At 60.3% G+C, this 15963-nt stretch carries 15 protein-coding genes; 3 read left to right on the plus strand and 12 right to left on the minus strand.

The annotated features are described in order from the left end of the window. Positions 1-87 precede the first annotated feature (87 nt). Positions 88-801: a UTRA domain-containing protein gene (locus J3D54_RS17190; RefSeq protein WP_007940851.1), complete on the plus strand. Its 714-nt coding sequence runs from the start codon at positions 88-90 to the stop codon at positions 799-801. Between the two features lie 35 nt (positions 802-836). Here J3D54_RS17190 and J3D54_RS17195 read toward each other — a convergent pair whose 3' ends face one another. From J3D54_RS17195 to minC, 7 genes are all read right to left on the minus strand, one after another. Further along, positions 837-2990, minus strand: coding sequence for a mechanosensitive ion channel family protein (locus tag J3D54_RS17195; RefSeq protein WP_253420505.1), 2154 nt, complete (start codon positions 2988-2990; stop codon positions 837-839). 77 nt (positions 2991-3067) lie between these two features. Then, complete coding sequence (locus J3D54_RS17200; RefSeq protein ID WP_008005668.1) at positions 3068-3244, minus strand: hypothetical protein; 177 nt, start codon at positions 3242-3244, stop codon at positions 3068-3070. 244 nt (positions 3245-3488) lie between these two features. Beyond that, positions 3489-4778 carry a M18 family aminopeptidase gene (locus J3D54_RS17205; RefSeq protein WP_253420508.1) on the minus strand — a complete coding sequence of 430 codons (1290 nt, stop codon included), beginning with the start codon at positions 4776-4778 and terminating at the stop codon, positions 3489-3491. 194 nt (positions 4779-4972) lie between these two features. Continuing rightward, positions 4973-5608 (minus strand): RluA family pseudouridine synthase, encoded by a 636-nt coding sequence (locus tag J3D54_RS17210; protein WP_028941050.1) that lies wholly within the window; start codon positions 5606-5608, stop codon positions 4973-4975. A gap of 91 nt (positions 5609-5699) precedes the next feature. After that, a complete protein-coding gene (minE, locus tag J3D54_RS17215; protein ID WP_007940845.1) occupies positions 5700-5954 on the minus strand; it encodes a cell division topological specificity factor MinE in 255 nt (84 codons plus the stop codon). Further along, complete coding sequence (gene minD / locus J3D54_RS17220) at positions 5954-6766, minus strand: septum site-determining protein MinD (protein WP_253420511.1); 813 nt, start codon at positions 6764-6766, stop codon at positions 5954-5956. The genes minE and minD overlap by 1 nt, the downstream gene beginning before the upstream one ends. Before the next feature lie 201 nt (positions 6767-6967). Beyond that, positions 6968-7705: a septum site-determining protein MinC gene (minC, locus tag J3D54_RS17225; RefSeq protein ID WP_105339951.1), complete on the minus strand. Its 738-nt coding sequence runs from the start codon at positions 7703-7705 to the stop codon at positions 6968-6970. Positions 7706-7823: 118 nt separating this feature from the next. On the opposite strand from minC, the gene J3D54_RS17230 reads away from it, so the two are divergent. Together J3D54_RS17230 and J3D54_RS17235 are read left to right on the plus strand one after the other, a co-directional pair. Beyond that, a complete protein-coding gene (locus tag J3D54_RS17230; protein ID WP_253420514.1) occupies positions 7824-8756 on the plus strand; it encodes a lipid A biosynthesis lauroyl acyltransferase in 933 nt (310 codons plus the stop codon). A 35-nt stretch (positions 8757-8791) separates the two neighbouring features. Further along, positions 8792-9964: a patatin-like phospholipase family protein gene (locus J3D54_RS17235; protein ID WP_253420517.1), complete on the plus strand. Its 1173-nt coding sequence runs from the start codon at positions 8792-8794 to the stop codon at positions 9962-9964. 131 nt (positions 9965-10095) lie between these two features. On the opposite strand, the gene J3D54_RS17240 is transcribed toward J3D54_RS17235, so the two are convergent. The 5 genes from J3D54_RS17240 to alc all read right to left on the minus strand — a co-directional run bounded on the left by J3D54_RS17240 (position 10096) and on the right by alc (position 15927). Beyond that, positions 10096-10881, minus strand: coding sequence for an outer membrane protein OmpK (locus tag J3D54_RS17240; protein ID WP_253420520.1), 786 nt, complete (start codon positions 10879-10881; stop codon positions 10096-10098). 480 nt (positions 10882-11361) lie between these two features. Then, positions 11362-12720 (minus strand): nucleobase:cation symporter-2 family protein, encoded by a 1359-nt coding sequence (locus J3D54_RS17245; RefSeq protein ID WP_253420523.1) that lies wholly within the window; start codon positions 12718-12720, stop codon positions 11362-11364. 228 nt (positions 12721-12948) lie between these two features. After that, complete coding sequence (locus tag J3D54_RS17250; RefSeq protein ID WP_019579697.1) at positions 12949-14250, minus strand: urate hydroxylase PuuD; 1302 nt, start codon at positions 14248-14250, stop codon at positions 12949-12951. Between the two features lie 51 nt (positions 14251-14301). After that, positions 14302-14805, minus strand: a complete 504-nt coding sequence (locus J3D54_RS17255; protein WP_018925187.1) for an ureidoglycolate lyase — start codon at positions 14803-14805, stop codon at positions 14302-14304. A gap of 126 nt (positions 14806-14931) precedes the next feature. After that, a complete protein-coding gene (gene alc, locus J3D54_RS17260; RefSeq protein ID WP_253420526.1) occupies positions 14932-15927 on the minus strand; it encodes an allantoicase in 996 nt (331 codons plus the stop codon). Positions 15928-15963: the final 36 nt, after the last annotated feature.

The raw sequence follows: 15963 nt of genomic DNA on the forward strand, positions 1-15963 counted from the left end.
CTAGGCTTGCAGGCAATTGATGGAGCCCGCTTTCAATCGCGGTTCTGCCCTGAATCAGTGCTGGTCTAGTCCAGATAGGTAACGTTGATGCGCATCGAGACAACCAAAGCGGTGACAGCGATCGGGCAGGTTCTGCAAGAACAGCTCGACCACGGCCTGTTGGCGCCCGGGAGCAAGTTACCGGCCGAGCGCAAGCTCAGTGAGTTGTTCGGTACCACGCGGATTACCGTGCGTGAGGCGTTGTTGCAGTTGGAGGCCCAGGGCCAGATTTATCGCGAGGAGCGTCGCGGCTGGTTCGTGTCGCCACCGCGGCTGGCTTATAACCTGATGCAGCGCAGCCACTTTCACGCGATGGTCAGCGCCCAGGGGCGGGTGCCGTCCACCGAGGTGATTTCCGCGCGTTTGCAACCGGCATCGGCGGCGGTCTGTGCCTGGCTGCAGTTGCCGGCGCTGTCGAGCGTGATCCAGATCTGCCGCTCGCGACGGATTGACGGGCGATTGGTGCTGTATGTGGAGCACTACCTGAACCCGCAGTATTTTCCGGGGATCCTGGACTTCGATCTGAATCAGTCGATGACCGAACTGTATGCGCGGCATTACGACTTGCACTACGGGCGGGTGCGCTTCGAGATCGTACCGACCGCGCTGTCGGTGGACGCCGCGGCGGCTTTACGGGTGTCGGTGGGCAGCCCGGGGTTGCGGATTGCCCGGGTCAACTACGATCAGCATCAGCGGCTGATCGATTGTGACCTGGAGTTTTGGCGCCATGATGCGATTCATGTCGGGGTGGATGTGGTCTGAACCCGCGTTGCGCCTGCCCGCACGATATTTCCCGTCTACGCAGATTGTTCGCCACCGGGGGTGATCACCTGAATGCTCATGCGCGGTGTCGCCAGATCCAATCCGGCCTCATCCAGATGCCGCTTGAGCGACAGGTTGAACGCCCGGGACACTTCCCACTGCTTGATCGGCGCGGTCTTGAAGCGCGCGCGAAGAATCGCATTGCCTGACTCGAAACTTTCGACCCCCTGGATCTCCAGCGGCGACCAGATGTTTCGCCGTTGCAGCGGGTCGGTGCGCATTTTCTGGCCGACGTCGCGCATCAGCTTGATCGCCTCGTCGATGTCCATGTTCGAGGGCACCGCCACCCGGAAGATCGCGTAGCCGAATTCCCGGGAGTAGTTCTTGATGCTTTTGATTTCGCTGAACGGAATGGTGTGGACGATGCCGTCGATGTCCCGCAGGCGCACGGTGCGGATGGTCAGGCCTTCGACCGTGCCCAAGTGACCGCCGACGTCCACGTAGTCGTCGATGGCCAGGGAGTCTTCGATGATGATGAACAGCCCGGTGATCAAGTCGGCCACCAGCGATTGTGCGCCGAAACCGATGGCCAGGCCGATGACACCGGCACCGGCCAGCAGCGGCGTGACGTTCATGCCCATGTTCGCCAGGGCGACGATCAGCGCAATGATGAAAATCGCCACGAACAGCACGTTGCGGATCAGCGGCATCATCGTCTGCGCGCGGGCGTTGGCCAGGCCTTTACGTGAGCGGGTGAGGGCGTGATGCACGGCGGTGTCGCTGAGGATCCAGATCAGCCAGGCAAAAATCAGCGTGCCGCCGAGGCTGAACACTTTGACGCTGACTTCATGGCCTTCGCCTTCGGTGAAGCGAATCAGCGACATGCCCCAGACCCGCAGGCCGAGTTCGATGAACGCCAGCCACACCAGCAGGTGGGCGAGGGTGTAGAAGAAGCTTTTCAGGCGATCCGAATACAGCGCATGGCGCTTGGGGCCGCGTTGAGGCTTGAGTGAATGACGGCGCACCAGCCCGTTGATGACCATGCACAACACCAGCAACACGGTGCAGATCAGCGACTGACGCAACGCGGTGCTGGTGTCGCCGGCGGAGACGAAGGTGGCGAACAGTGAGATGCCCACCAGCACCAGCGCCGGCAGATACCAAAAGGTCCCGAGGATTTCGATCGTGTCGCTCAAGGCCCGGCGGGTCAGACGCCGGGACAGCGGCTGGTTGCGGATCAGGTGTGCGATGGGCCGCCGGAAACGCAGAATGAAGAAGCCTGTGAAAATCGCCGCCAGCACATTGGCGAATGTCGCCGCCGTGTGGGCCAGGTGGCTGCCGAGGCTGGCGATCAGGCGCGGGTCGTTCAGGGCTTCACCGAAGGCAGCGAAACTGCCGATCAGCCACAACGGGCGAAAGGCCTGATGCCGCAGGATGTACAAGGCGCGGTGGCGATGCGGGCCATCGAGCAGAGAAAACGCGATCACGCAGATCGCCGAGAAACAGGTGCCGACCACCAGCGCATAAGCCAACACCATGGCCAGGCTTTTACCCAATGACGAAGGCAGGGCGTAGGTCATGTAAACCGTCATGACCAAGGCGATCATCCACGGCCCGAGTTTGCGCAAGGCAAAGCGCAGCATGTCCAGGGCCTTGGGGTGTTGCGGCAGTTCTTCGGTGAGACCGAAGCGCATGCGCACCCGGTGGCCGAGCCAGATCAGGGCGGCGGCCAGCAAGCTCCAGACCATCAGGATCATGGCGAAGGCAAAGATGATCGGCAGCCATTCATTGGCCGGCAGCATGAGTGCCACCAGCTCATCCTTGGCCAGGTTGACTTCTTCGGACCAGCGCATGAGGGGGCTGTCGGCGCCGGAAAATTGCTTTTCGAAACTGGCCAGAGTGCCGCCAATCAGGCCCAACACGCCTTCTTCGGTGGTCGGTTGGGCTTTTTTGCTGACGTCGCGCAGCTTCTTCAGGTCCGCCAGGAGTTTGGTCCGCTGCTGATCGTTTTCCAGCGACTTGATGACTTCGTCCAGCGATTGCCCCAGCGGAGCTTGCGCTTTGGGTTGGGTTTTCGCCGAGCCACTGAGCAGCCCCGGCAAGCCGACCGCCTGGGCAGGGGCCATCGGCAGCAGCGTCATCAGGCAGACAAGGAACAGACAGGGCAGGGCAAAAAGACGAGCGAACACTAGGCGGTTAACCTCGGATGAGCGAATCGGCCGAGTGTACGAGCCCATCAAAATCAATGCGAGCCGGGTGAAAGGATTTATTCGTTGAGTTTGGCGAGGATCTTGTAGATCACGGTGGCGAGGATCATCAGCATGCCGACCCACATCGCGAACACACCGGCGTTCTTGTCGCGGAAGTTGAAGCCGATGGCCAGCATGATCATCCCGGAAAGAATCGGGATCAGCATGGCGTGAAACGAAGACATCGAGATCATGGTGACAGCCTTGTCGGAGGGGTTACTGCAAGTCTAGGCGGCTTTCGGGCGGGTGTTGGTGATGTGTGTCAGGGGCGGGTCATGACTGTTGCTTGAGCGATGAGCTTTCTGTGGCGAGGGGGCTTGCCCCCGTTGGGCTGCAAAGCAGCCCCAAGCCTGCCATTGCGTTGTGTCTGGCACAACGCATGAGTCGGCACTGCGACCGCTTCGCAGTCGAACGGGGGCAAGCCCCCTCGCCACAGGGTTATGGCAATTCCTGGCAGGCGTAAAACGCGCTCAGCACTTTGACCAGGTGCGCCAGGTCATGGCTGCCGCACAACTCGCGGATCGAGTGCATGGCGAACGTCGGCAGGCCGATGTCCACGGTGCGCACGCCCAGATGGCTGGCGGTGATCGGGCCGATGGTCGAACCGCAGCCCATGTCGCTGCGCACCACGAAGCTCTGCACCGGTACTTCTTCGGCCATGCACAAATGACGGAAGAACCCGGCGGTTTCGCTGTTGGTGGCGTAGCGCTGGTTGCTGTTGACCTTGATTACCGGGCCGGCGTTGAGTTTCGGGCCGTGGTTGGCGTCGTGCTTATCGGCGTAGTTCGGGTGCACGCCGTGGGCGTTGTCGGCCGAGACCAGCAGGGATTTCTGAATGGTCCGTACGAATTCATCCCCTTCGGGCAACAGACGACGCAGGGTTTGCTCAAGCATCGGACCGTCGGCGCCACAGGCCGAGCAAGAACCGACTTCTTCGTGATCGTTGCAGACCAGTACGCAGGTTTCATCGGTTTCGGTCGTCAGCAACGCTTGCAGGCCGGCGTAGCAGGACAACAGGTTGTCCAGGCGTGCACCAGCGATGAAATCGCCATGCAGGCCAATGACCGCAGCGCGTTGGGTGTCGTAGAAGCTCAGCTCGTAATCGAGCACCACGTCGGCGTTCAGGCCATGTTCGCGGGCCAGCTGATCGGTGAGCACGGCGCGGAAGTCCACGCGTTCGTCACCGGCGAACTGCGCGAGAATCGGCGGCAATTCGGTCTGGGCATTGATCGCCCAGCCCATGTTGGCTTCGCGGTTGAGGTGAATGGCCAAGTTCGGAATGATCGCGATCGGTGCCTTGAAGTCGATCAACTGGCTCTCGACCTTGCCATCACGGCGGAAGGTCACGCGGCCGGCCAAAGACAGATCGCGGTCGAACCACGGCGCCAGCAATGCACCACCATAGACTTCGACGCCCAGTTGCCAGAAGCCCTGGCGTTGCAGTTCCGGCTGGGGTTTGACCCGCAGGCACGGGCTGTCGGTGTGCGCGCCGACCAGGCGAATGCCGCGATGCAGGGGCGAATGACGGCCCATTTTGAACGCGACGATCGAAGAGTCGTTACGGGTGACGTAGTAACGGCCATTGGCTTCGGTGGTCCACGGCTCGCGCTCGTCGAGGCGCACAAAACCGGCCGCTTCCAGACGCTGGACAAGGCTGGCGGTGGCATGGAACGGGGTAGGGGAGGCCTTGAGGAAGTCGATCAGGCCTTGGTTCAACTCTTCGCGCATAAGAAGCTCCAGACAGCAGTGGCGCAAGTTTATCGTATTGGCCACAGAATTGGCGGCGGGCTGACGGTGTTGCGTCTGCAGGTGATCCCTGTGGGAGCGGGCTTGCCCGCGAAAGCGGACTGACATTCAACATTAATGTTGGCTGATGCACCGCCATCGCGGGCAAGCCCGCTCCACAGGGTTTTTGCTTACGCTTAAAACGGTGCCGGGCACTCGAAGCGCAAACGTTCGCCGCTTTGCGGATGAGTGAAGCTCAGCATGCTCGCGTGCAGGCACAGGCGCGGCCAGGCAGCCAATGCTTGCTCATGGGCGTAGAGCCCGTCACCCAACAGCGGGTGGCCGATGGAGAGCATGTGCACGCGCAACTGGTGAGAACGGCCGGTGATCGGTGTCAGCTCGACGCGGCACCAGTCGCCACAACGCTCCAGTACGCGCCAGAAGGTCAGGGCGTGCTTGCCGAATTCGTGGTCCACCACGTGACGTGGTTTGGTCGGCGGATCGTAGCGCAGGGGCAGGTCGATGCTGCCGCTGTCCAGTTCCGGTTGTCCCCAGCACAGGGCGGTGTAGGCCTTTTCGGTTTCGCGGTCGTGAAATTGCCGAGACAGCTCGCGATGAGTGTCCGGGTCACGGGCCAGCAGAATGATGCCTGAGGTTTCCCAGTCCAGCCGATGGACAATTCGCGCTTCCGGGTAGCCGTTTTCTTGCAGGCGCGTAATCAGGCAGTCCTTGTTGTCATCGGCCCGGCCGGGGACGGAGAGCAACAGGGTCGGTTTGTCCACCACCAGTACGGCGGCGTCCTGATGGATGATGCGGATGTTGGACAGCGGCATTAAAACAGCCTCGTAACAAACGCCAACGGCGACTCAGGCCCCCTCCAGTCATGGAAGGGCCCTGAGCCGCCGTGGCTCCCGCCGGATCGACTCAGCGATCGGGCAGGGTGATATTGAGTTCCAGAATCGAGCAGCTGCCCTGGTTTTCCAGAGCGACGTGCACGTCATCGGACCCGATATTGACGTACTTGCGGATCACTTCCACCAGTTCCTTCTGCAAGGCTGGCAGGTAGTCCGGCGTACTGCGCTGGCCGCGTTCATGCGCCACGATGATCTGTAGACGCTCTTTCGCTACCGAGGCGGTACTGGGCTTTTTGTTGGCACGAAAGAAGTCAAAAAGGTTCATTACCTACCTCCAAAAAGTCGCTCGAAGAATCCCTTCTTCTCGACATCGAGGAAACGATGGTCCACGGTCTTGCCCAACAGACGATCGACGGCATCGCTGTACGCTTGGCCGGCGTCGCTCTGGTCGTCGAGAATCACCGGCACGCCCTGGTTGGAGGCCTTGAGGACGGCTTGCGATTCCGGAATCACGCCCAGCAAGGTCACCGCGAGGATTTCCTTGACGTCTTCGACGCCGAGCATTTCGCCGTTGCTGACGCGAGTAGGGTTGTAGCGAGTCAGCAGCAGGTGTTCCTTGATCGGGTCTTCGCCGTTTTCGGCGCGACGGGACTTGCTGGCCAACAGGCCCAGCATGCGGTCCGAGTCACGTACGGAGGAGACTTCCGGGTTGGTCACGACAATCGCTTCGTCAGCGAAGTACATCGCCAGGTGGGCACCTTTCTCGATACCGGCCGGGGAGTCGCAGACCACGAATTCGAAGTCTTCTTTCAACTGCATCAGGACTTTTTCTACGCCTTCCTGGGTCAGCGCGTCTTTGTCGCGGGTCTGACTGGCGGCCAGTACGTAGAGGTTTTCCAGGCGCTTGTCTTTGATCAGGGCCTGTTGCAGGTTGGCTTCGCCGTTCACCACGTTGACGAAGTCATACACCACGCGGCGCTCGCAACCCATGATCAGGTCGAGGTTACGCAAACCGACGTCGAAGTCGACGATAACTGTTTTGTGACCACGCAGAGCGAGGCCGGTACCGATAGCGGCGCTGGTGGTGGTCTTACCCACACCACCCTTGCCGGATGTAACCACGAGAATCTTGGCCAAGGTGTTTTACCCCTAAGGAAAAAGGACGTTTAGCCCCTGAAAAACATCTCTTGAAAAACTACTGCAGTCGGACAGCCTTGGCTGGAATCCGGCTCTGAGCGGCGTTTACCCCCGGTAAACACTGCTTTTAGCCGTTTTCCTACTTCGTTTGAGCCGTTTTCGCTACGTTTTAGAGATGCTTGGAAAATGCGGCAGTATCCGTTAAAGCCGAATGATGTTCAACACGTCACCCGACAGGCTGACTTGTACGCCTGCGCCCCACAATGGATCGCGACGCAGGTCCTCGGAAACCTTGTAGTGACCGGCGATGGAGACCAGTTCAGCGGTCATTTGCTGACAGAAAATCCTGGCTTTCGTGTCGCCTTTGACGCCGGCCAGGACACGACCGCGCATCGGGCCGTATACATGGATGTTCCCGTCGGCGAGAAGTTCCGCCCCCGGGCTGACCGACGAAATCACCACCAGATCGCTGCCCTGGGCATAAATCTGCTGGCCACCTCGTACTGGCGACGTGATGATTTTCGTCGGTTTGATGGTCGGTTCCGGCGGTTTTTCCGGTTTTTTCGCTACGACGCCTTCGAGCGGGTCGAGCGGGCGTTCGCGCGCGCCGGACGGCGGCAGCACCGGCAGGTCGACTGCGATGGCGGCGGCGATGTCTTCGATGCGGCTGGCACGGATCGCCAGGGTGCGCAGGCCATGCTGGCGGCAGATGCGCATCAATCCCGGCAGGTCGACCGAGCCTTCGCTGGCCGGGAGTTTGTCCAGGGCCAGTACCAGCGGCGCATTACTGAAGAAGTTGGGCGCCTGGGCGACCTTGGCGGCCAGTTGCCGATCAAGGTTCTCGAGGTCGTTACGGGCCAGTTCCAGCACCGTAATGGCAAGCATGCTGCCCTTCAACTGGAACACGGGATCTTGGTCTAGCGGTTCGGTTTGGCTCATGGTCGGCATACAACGGCTTGTCACTAAAAGTGCCGAGACTTATAACGAGAACGCCCGCAGGCCGCAAGCCGGGTCGAACGATGTAGAATGCGCGGCCATTAACTTTCCGGAACCTTTAATGGAACGCCCGCGATTTCGAACAGCATTTCTTTCTCCGCGTTTCTGGCCGCTGTGGTGTGGCTTGGGGCTGTTGTGGCTGATTGTGCAGTTGCCGTATCCGGCGTTACTGGCGATCGGTCGCGCCCTGGGTGCATTGATGTACCGAGTGGCCGGCGACCGACGGCGCATTGCCAAGCGCAATCTTGAACTGTGTTTCCCTGAAAAGTCCGCTGCCGAGCGCAAGCGCCTGCTCAAGGAAAACTTCGCGTCCACCGGCATCGCCTTCTTCGAGATGGCCATGAGCTGGTGGTGGTCGCGCAAGCGTCTGGCGAAACTGGCCCATGTCGAAGGCCTGGAGCATTTGAAACAGGCTCAGGCGGAAGGCAAGGGGGTGATTCTGATGGCCGTGCATTTCACTACGCTGGAGATCGGCGCGGCGTTGCTCGGTCAGCAACACACCATCGATGGCATGTACCGCGAACACAAGAATCCGCTGTTCGACTTCATCCAGCGCCGAGGCCGCGAGCGGCACAACCTCGACTCGCTGGCGGTAGAGCGCGATGACGTGCGCGGCATGCTCAAACTGCTGCGGGCAGGGAGAGCGATCTGGTACGCACCGGATCAGGACTACGGCGCCAAGCAAAGTATCTTCGTGCCGCTGTTCGGGATTCAGGCGGCGACTGTCACCGCCACCAGCAAATTCGCACGCTTGGGCAAGGCGCTGGTGGTGCCGTTCACCCAGGAGCGCCTGGCTGACGGCAGCGGTTATCGACTGGTGATTCATGCCCCGCTCGAAGGCTTTCCCGGCGAGACGGAAGAGGCCGATTGCATTCGGATCAATCAGTGGGTCGAAAGTGCATTGCGTGAATGTCCGGAGCAATACCTTTGGGCGCATCGCCGCTTCAAGAGCCGCCCACCGGGTGAGCCGAAGCTGTACGCCAAACGCGGTTGAGTCACCGATCCCTTTAAGCACCATGGAGTGTTGCAATGAGTCCTGCTGAACCGGTTACAGGGTTGATTCTTTCCGGCGGTGGGGCTCGCGCGGCCTATCAAGTAGGCGTGCTGGCAGCGATTGCCGAGCTGCTGCCGATGGGCGCGGCGAATCCGTTTCCGGTGATCGTCGGCACCTCGGCCGGCGCAATCAATGCGGTCAGCCTGGCCAGTGGGGCGATGGATTTTCGTGGCGCGATCGAGCGTCTGACGGCCTTCTGGCAAGGTTTTCGCAGCCATCTGGTATTGCGCAGCGATTGGCCGGGGGTGATTCATCAAGCCACCCGTTTTGTCAGTCACAACCTGATGGGCATTGGCTCGCCGGTGCCGGTGGCCCTGCTCAACAGCTCGCCGCTGCGCGGTTTGCTCAATCACAAACTGCACATGCCCGGGATTGCCGAAGCGATTGCGCAAAAGCAATTGCGGGCCGTCGCCGTTACGGCGTTCGGCTATGAGTCCGGTCAGGCGGTCACGTTTTATCAGGGTGGCGGCACTATCGAATCCTGGTTGCGCCATCGGCGAATCGGCGTGCCGACCCAGTTGAGCGTCGACCATCTGCTGGCCAGTTCCGCGATTCCATTGCTGTTCGCACCCGTAAAAATCGGCGAAGAATATTTCGGCGATGGCGCGGTGCGTCAATCGGCACCGATCAGCCCGGCCCTGCACCTGGGCGCCAGTCGCGTGCTGGTGGTGGGCGTCAGCGGCAACCCGCGCGGGGTCGATCCGCAACAGCCGCTGCAACGCGCCTACACCGGTCAGCAGCCGACCCTGGCGCAAGTCGGTGGGCACCTGCTTAACAGTACGTTCATTGACAGCCTGGAAAGTGACATCGAGTTGTTGCAGCGTCTGAACCAGTTCAGCCATCTCCTGCCCGACGGCATGTCGAGTCGGGCATTGGGGGCGGCGCCAGTGGATGTGTTGGTGATTTCACCGAGTCAGCCGATCGATGAAATTGCAGCGCGGCATCGCCAGGAATTGCCGGCGGCCTTGCGCTTGTTTTTGCGCGGGCCGGGGGCGACCAAGACCAGCGGGGCGGGGGTGCTGAGTTATCTGCTGTTCGAGGCGGGGTATTGCAGCGAATTGATTGACCTGGGGCGGCGCGATGCGTTGGCCAAGCGCGATGAGCTGTGCCGGTTTCTGGGGTTGGTGGAGCCTGCGGTTTCGGCTTGAAATTTGCGGTGCGGCCATCGCGGGCAAGCCCGCTCCCACAAGGATTTCTGTCGTACACAGAATTTGAATTCGACAATAATCTCTGTGGGAGCTGGCTTGCCCGCGAAGGCCTCCTTACAGACGCCTTCGGATCAGAAGTGGAACTTCACCAGCAAGCTCGTGTTGCTCTGATCGGTCTTGAAGTACTGGCTGTCCCTGATTCCGTACTTGTCCGACCAGTAGTCGTACTCGACACCCACATACAACTGCTTCTCGCCAATGTTCAACGCTTTGCCCAGGTCATATTTGATCTGCGGGTTGAAGTGCAGGTTGGCGTGGTAAGTGCCTTTGCTGTTCTGGTCGTTGTCGACCACCCAGTCCATGAAGCCATCGATCAGGATGTTCGAATCGCCCACGGGAATGGTGTAAGACCAGACCGGGGTAATCTGCCAGACGTTGTCACCCGGGCGGCTGCCTTCGGTGTGACGCTGGTAGAAGTTCAACTGGAAGTAATCGAACCCGGGAATCGCCAGGTCGAAGCCCGGACCGATCAGGTAAGACTCGGTATCGCCTTCACCGAACTCGTACGTCATGGCCAGCAGCACGTCCTTGACCGGGCCGAACTCCAGTTTCTGGTCGAAGATTTTGCCAAACGATAAGCGTGGACTGATTTCGCCGTAGTAGGTGTTCGAACCGACGCCGGGGTCGTCCTTGCCGTTGTAGAAAATCTTGTCGACGAACATGAAGTTGTCGCCGTATTTCCAGGCGTCGGCATGCTCGAAGGTCACCGTTTGCTGAATGCGCGGGTTGACCTGGAAATCCTTGCCATAGAGGTAGGTCAGGCTGTTGTTCTGCCATTGCAGCAAGTCGCCGGCCATGGCCTGCCCCCCGGCCAGCAAGGTTCCCGCGAGCATCAGGCTGGTGCACGTACGTTTCATTCGGTTGCTCCCAAAAAGTAGGTGGTTCCACGTTATTTTTCTAAGGTCGGCGCTCTGGTGTGGCGCCTTTTCTTGCAGCTGTAAAAAATCATCCATTCGGTCAGCTTTGGTGCTGTTAGCAAGAGCTGAGCCAAGGCTTTCAAAAAGCCAAAAAATGCCCGTTCGGCTGTTCTAAAACAGTCGATTGAGCGTCTTTTCGGGAAGCCTTGGTACTGTCCAGAGCCGGGGTAAGTTGGCTTTTTGGTCAGGAATTAAATCCGGGCTTTTTTTTAGCGCGAATTCGGGCGGGCGCGGAGAATACTGACTCCTTGGCCAGGTCTCAAGTGCCCCGCAACAGAGCACTGGCGACAGGTATGGGGCATTGCTGAACGACAGACCTGTCTGGGTACGAATCATCTGTTGCTCCCTTTTTTTTATTGTTTGAGGTGCAGGCAGCCACCCCTGTGGGAACTCGCCACAGGGTGTGTGTTTTTTACTGTGTCAGTGCGGGTGGGCGTGGCAGTCGTTGACGGCTGCGCGTTCGTGACCGCCGAGAATGTTGAACAACAGGTTCAACGACAGGGCGCTAAGTGTGGCCATGGCGATGCCGCTGTGGGTGATCGGGCTCATCCACATTGGCAGATGGGCGAAGAATTCCGGGCGCACCACCGGGATCAGCCCCATGCCGATGCTCACCGCCACCAGCAACTGGTTGCGCCGGTCACCGATGTCGGCTTCCTGAAGAATCTTGATTCCGGTGGCGGCGACCATGCCGAACATCGCGATTGCCGCACCGCCCAAGACCGCCGGCGGAATCGACGCCACCAGGAACGCGGCTTTCGGCAGCAGGCTCAGCACGATCAGTAAGCCACCGGCGACGATGGTCACCGAGCGGCAACGCACGCCGGTCATCTGTACCAGGCCAATGTTCTGGGCGAATGAGGAGTGGGTGAAGGTGTTGAAGAAACCGGCAAAAAACGAAGCGCCGGCATCGCACAGCAAGCCACGGCGCAGCATCCGTGGTGTGACGTCCTGGCCGGTGATTTTGCCCAGCGCCAGGAACATCCCGGTGGACTCGACGAAGATGATCACCACCACCAGGCACATGGACAGAATGGGGGCGAGTTCGAATGTCGGCATGCCGAAATGCAGCGGGGTGACGATTTGCAGCCACGGCGCCTGAGTCATGCCGCTGAGGTCGACCATGCCGATCACGCCGCAAATCACATAACCCAGGCACATGCCGATCAGCACCGAAATATTGACCCAGAAGCCGCGCATGAAGCGGTGGACCAGCAGAATGGTGGTCAACACCAGTGCGGCAATGGCCAGGTAGACAGGTGAACCGAATTGAACCGCGCCTGCGCCGCCACCGGCCCAGTTCACGGCCACGGGGAACAGCGATAAACCGATCGAGGTGATGACGGTGCCGGTCACCAGCGGCGGGAAGAAGCGCACGACTTTGGACATGAAGGGCGCGATGAGTATGCCGAAGAAACCGGCGGCGATGGTCGCGCCGAAAATCCCATGCAGGCCGATGCCGGGCATTCCGGCCATGGCCACCATGCTGCCGACCGCGGCGAAACTGGCGCCCATCATCACCGGCATGCGGATGCCCATCGGGCCGATGCCCAGCGACTGGACGATGGTGGCGATGCCGGCCACCAGCAGGTCGGCGTTGATCAGAAAGGCGATTTCTTCACGGCTCAGGCCCGCGGCCTGCCCGATGATCAGCGGCGCTGCAATGGCGCCGCCGTACATCAGCAGTACGTGCTGCAGACCGACCAGAATCAGTTGAACAAGGGGCAAACGTTGAATGGCGGGTGCGTCGGGGATGCGCGCTTCGGATAGCTCGGACATGCAACACCTCGGATCTTTTTTATTCTTGTGATTTTTGTATCAGGGGGACCTGTGGCGAGGGGCTTGCTGTGGCGAGGGGGCTTGCCCCCGTTGGGCTGCGGAGCAGCCCCAAAACCAACAACCGCGTCCCATCTGGAGGACCGCATCCGCTGGTTTTGCGACCGCTTCGCGGTCGAACGGGGGCAAGCCCCCTCGCCACACAAAACCTATCGCCACAATGGTTTTTACTTACTTGGTCGGCGCTCCCTGAACAATCCACGCGCCGATCAGGTCACGTTCCTGCTGGGTCATCTGGGTGATGTTGCCCAGTGGCATGATCTGGCTGGTGACCGCTTGAGCCTGGATGCGAGCGGCGTTTTGGCGGATCTGCTCTGGCGTGTCGAACATCACGCCGGCCGGTGCGGCACTGAACAGCGGGCTGGTGGGTTTGGCCGAGTGGCAGACCGCGCAACGTTCCTGAATGACGCTGTGAACCTTGTCGAACGTCGGGCCCTGATTCGAGGCTTGGGCCGGTGCAGCGGCAGGCGCATCAGGTTTCGCCGCTTCAGGTTTGGCGCCACCGCCCAGGGCGGTTTCCGGCAGCGGCTGGTACTCGATGGTCCCGGGTGCCTTGGCCACTTCAGGTGCGCTGGACATCGGCGTCGGGCCGGTCACGTACGCCAGGCAAATCATGCCGACCGCCGCAACGGGCAGGGTCCAGGCGAATTTATGGCTGTCGTGACGGGTGTTGAAGTAGTGACGCACCAACACCGCCAGCACCGCGATCCCGGCCAGAATCAGCCAGTTGTATTGGCTGCCGTAGGTGCTCGGGAAGTGGTTGCTGATCATGATGAACAGTACCGGCAAGGTGAAGTAGTTGTTGTGCCGCGAACGCAGCAAACCTTTGGCTGGCAGTGCCGGGTCGGGTGTGCGGTTCTCGGCGATCGCCGCCACCAAGGCGCGCTGGGCAGGCATGATGATGCGGAACACGTTGCCGACCATGATGGTGCCGATGATCGCGCCGACGTGCAGGTACGCACCACGACCGCTGAACACTTTGCTGAAGCCGTAGGCGGCGCCGATGATCAGCACGAACAGAATAAAGCCGAGCAGGGCGGGGCGTTTGCCCAGGGCTGAGTCGCAGAGGAAGGAGTAGATGAACCAGCCGATGAACAACGAGCCGAGGCCGATGGCCACGCCTTCCGGGCCGCTCAGGGTGCTGCCCGGAGCCAGAAGGTACAGCGTCGGGTTGGAGTAGAACACCACGCACAGCAGCGCGATCCCTGAGAGCCAGGTGAAATAGGCTTCCCATTTGAACCAGTGCAGGTTGTCCGGCATGGTCGGTGGAGCCAGTTTGTATTTTTCCAGGTGGTAGATGCCGCCACCGTGGATCGCCCACAAATCGCCCGCCAGCCCGTTTTTCGGGTTGACCCGATTGAGGTTGTTTTCCAGCCAGACGAAATAGAACGACGCGCCGATCCAGGCCACGCCAGTGATCATGTGAACCCAACGCACGCTCAGGTTCAGCCATTCCAACAGATGTGCTTCCACAGTCTTTACCTCTCGCCCGTCACTCTGTTGTCGAGTGATCGGACTCTTCTCTTATTGGTGGGGGGCGAGGATCAAACACTCATCCTCTTGGAAAAAATGCTCATCGCAGTTGTTGCCTGTGCCACTGCGATCAACCACCAGGAAGTCATCCCGCTTTTCGATCGTCAGCACCGGGTGGTGCCAGACGCCGCGATGGTAATTAATGCCCTGCCTGCCGTTGGTGACGAAGGCGCGGACCAAGCCTGATACAGGTGCATCGCCAAGTGGCGCGACCACGATCAGAAAGGGGTTGCCGAGCAGCGGAATGAACGCCTGACTGCCCAGCGGATGGCGCTCCAGCATGCGCACGGTCAGGGGCATGTCCTGCGCGTCGGCGCGGAAGATGCTGATGATCGCCTTGTCCTCTGGCGTGGCGGTTTCCACCGTCGCCAGTTTGTGGAAGCGCATGGTCGAACCGTTGTTGATCATGAAGTGATCGCTGCCGTCGGTTTCGATCACGTCACCGAAAGGGGCGAAGGCTTCTTTGGTCAGCGGTTCAATCGTCAATGTGCGCATGCTGGTCTTCTTATCCAAAATTCTGTGTTGTTTGTTCTATCGCCATCGCGGGCAAGCCCGCTCCCACATGAATTGTGGCGTTCGCAAAACCTGTGGGAGCGGGCTTGCCCGCGATTGGGTTTACCCTTATTTCGCTACCTTGCCCAATACCCGCAGGCGGCTCACACCGCCATCCGGGAACACGTTCAGGCGGATGTGGGTGATTGGACCCAGCGCCTTGATCTGCTCGGCGAAGGTGTGTTCGGCGTGCATTTCCAGCTTCTGGCTTGGCAGCAGTTCGCGCCAGAACAGCGATTGGGTTTCGATCTGGCTGTCGGTGCCGCCCTTCACGAACGCGCCCTGGATCGAGCAGCTGTCCGGGTAGTTGCCCTTGAAGTGCAGGGTGTCGATGATGACTTTCTCGACTTCACCGGCATGGCCCAGCGCGACGATCACCCAGTCATTGCCCGGGGTACGACGACGTGCGGTTTCCCAGCCATCGCCCATGTTGATGCCCCGGCCCGGGTTGAGGATGTTGCTCATGCGGCCGAAGTGTTCGTCGGAGCAGGCGAGGGCGCGACCGCCGTTCAGGGCGGCAGCCAGGTCGACTTGTTCATTGTCACCGACCGCCGACCAGTCGCGGAATGGAATGCCATACACGCGCAGACGGGCCACACCACCATCCGGATAGATGTTGAAGCGCAGGTGGCTGAATGCCTGGTCGTTATTGATTTCGTGGTAGTGGTGGCTGTTGCCTTGCAGTTCGACGGCCGACAGCACTTCAGTCCACTGGGTGTTTTCGTCGGGCTCGCCCGAGGCCAGGAAGCAGGCTTCCAGGGAGGCCGATGGCGGGTAGTTACCGGTGAAGAATGAAGTGTCGATGTCCACGCCTTTGATCGAGCCTGGTACGCCCAGACGGATCACCGCGCTGTCGTAGCCTTCGAAGCGCTTGCGGCGCGACTCCCAGCCGTCCATCCACTTGCCGTTGTCATCGAACACTCCCTCCTTCCACACGGCCGGTGTCGGCTGGAACAGACGGTTGGCGTCTGCGAACCAGTCATCGGTGACCGAGATGATTTTGGTGCCCAGACGGGCGTCGGCCAGGTTGACGAACTTCTCGAAAGGTACGGCGTAAGCTTTCATTCTTCTTGTCTGCCTTTAAATAAGTTGGCTTGGGAT

Source organism: Pseudomonas sp. GGS8 (genome assembly GCF_024168645.1).
Classification (GTDB): Bacteria; Pseudomonadota; Gammaproteobacteria; order Pseudomonadales; family Pseudomonadaceae; genus Aquipseudomonas.

Excerpts from the sequence above, each read along its gene's own strand:
- J3D54_RS17190 (WP_007940851.1), top strand. The coding sequence starts at position 88 with ATGCGCATCGAGACAACCAAAGCGGTGACAGCGATCGGGCAGGTTCTG.
- J3D54_RS17200 (WP_008005668.1), bottom strand. The coding sequence starts at position 3,244 with ATGATCTCGATGTCTTCGTTTCACGCCATGCTGATCCCGATTCTTTCC.
- J3D54_RS17205 (WP_253420508.1), bottom strand. The coding sequence starts at position 4,778 with ATGCGCGAAGAGTTGAACCAAGGCCTGATCGACTTCCTCAAGGCCTCC.
- J3D54_RS17210 (WP_028941050.1), bottom strand. The coding sequence starts at position 5,608 with ATGCCGCTGTCCAACATCCGCATCATCCATCAGGACGCCGCCGTACTG.
- minE (WP_007940845.1), bottom strand. The coding sequence starts at position 5,954 with ATGAACCTTTTTGACTTCTTTCGTGCCAACAAAAAGCCCAGTACCGCC.
- minC (WP_105339951.1), bottom strand. The coding sequence starts at position 7,705 with ATGAGCCAAACCGAACCGCTAGACCAAGATCCCGTGTTCCAGTTGAAG.
- J3D54_RS17230 (WP_253420514.1), top strand. The coding sequence starts at position 7,824 with ATGGAACGCCCGCGATTTCGAACAGCATTTCTTTCTCCGCGTTTCTGG.
- J3D54_RS17235 (WP_253420517.1), top strand. The coding sequence starts at position 8,792 with ATGAGTCCTGCTGAACCGGTTACAGGGTTGATTCTTTCCGGCGGTGGG.
- J3D54_RS17240 (WP_253420520.1), bottom strand. The coding sequence starts at position 10,881 with ATGAAACGTACGTGCACCAGCCTGATGCTCGCGGGAACCTTGCTGGCC.
- J3D54_RS17245 (WP_253420523.1), bottom strand. The coding sequence starts at position 12,720 with ATGTCCGAGCTATCCGAAGCGCGCATCCCCGACGCACCCGCCATTCAA.
- J3D54_RS17255 (WP_018925187.1), bottom strand. The coding sequence starts at position 14,805 with ATGCGCACATTGACGATTGAACCGCTGACCAAAGAAGCCTTCGCCCCT.
- alc (WP_253420526.1), bottom strand. The coding sequence starts at position 15,927 with ATGAAAGCTTACGCCGTACCTTTCGAGAAGTTCGTCAACCTGGCCGAC.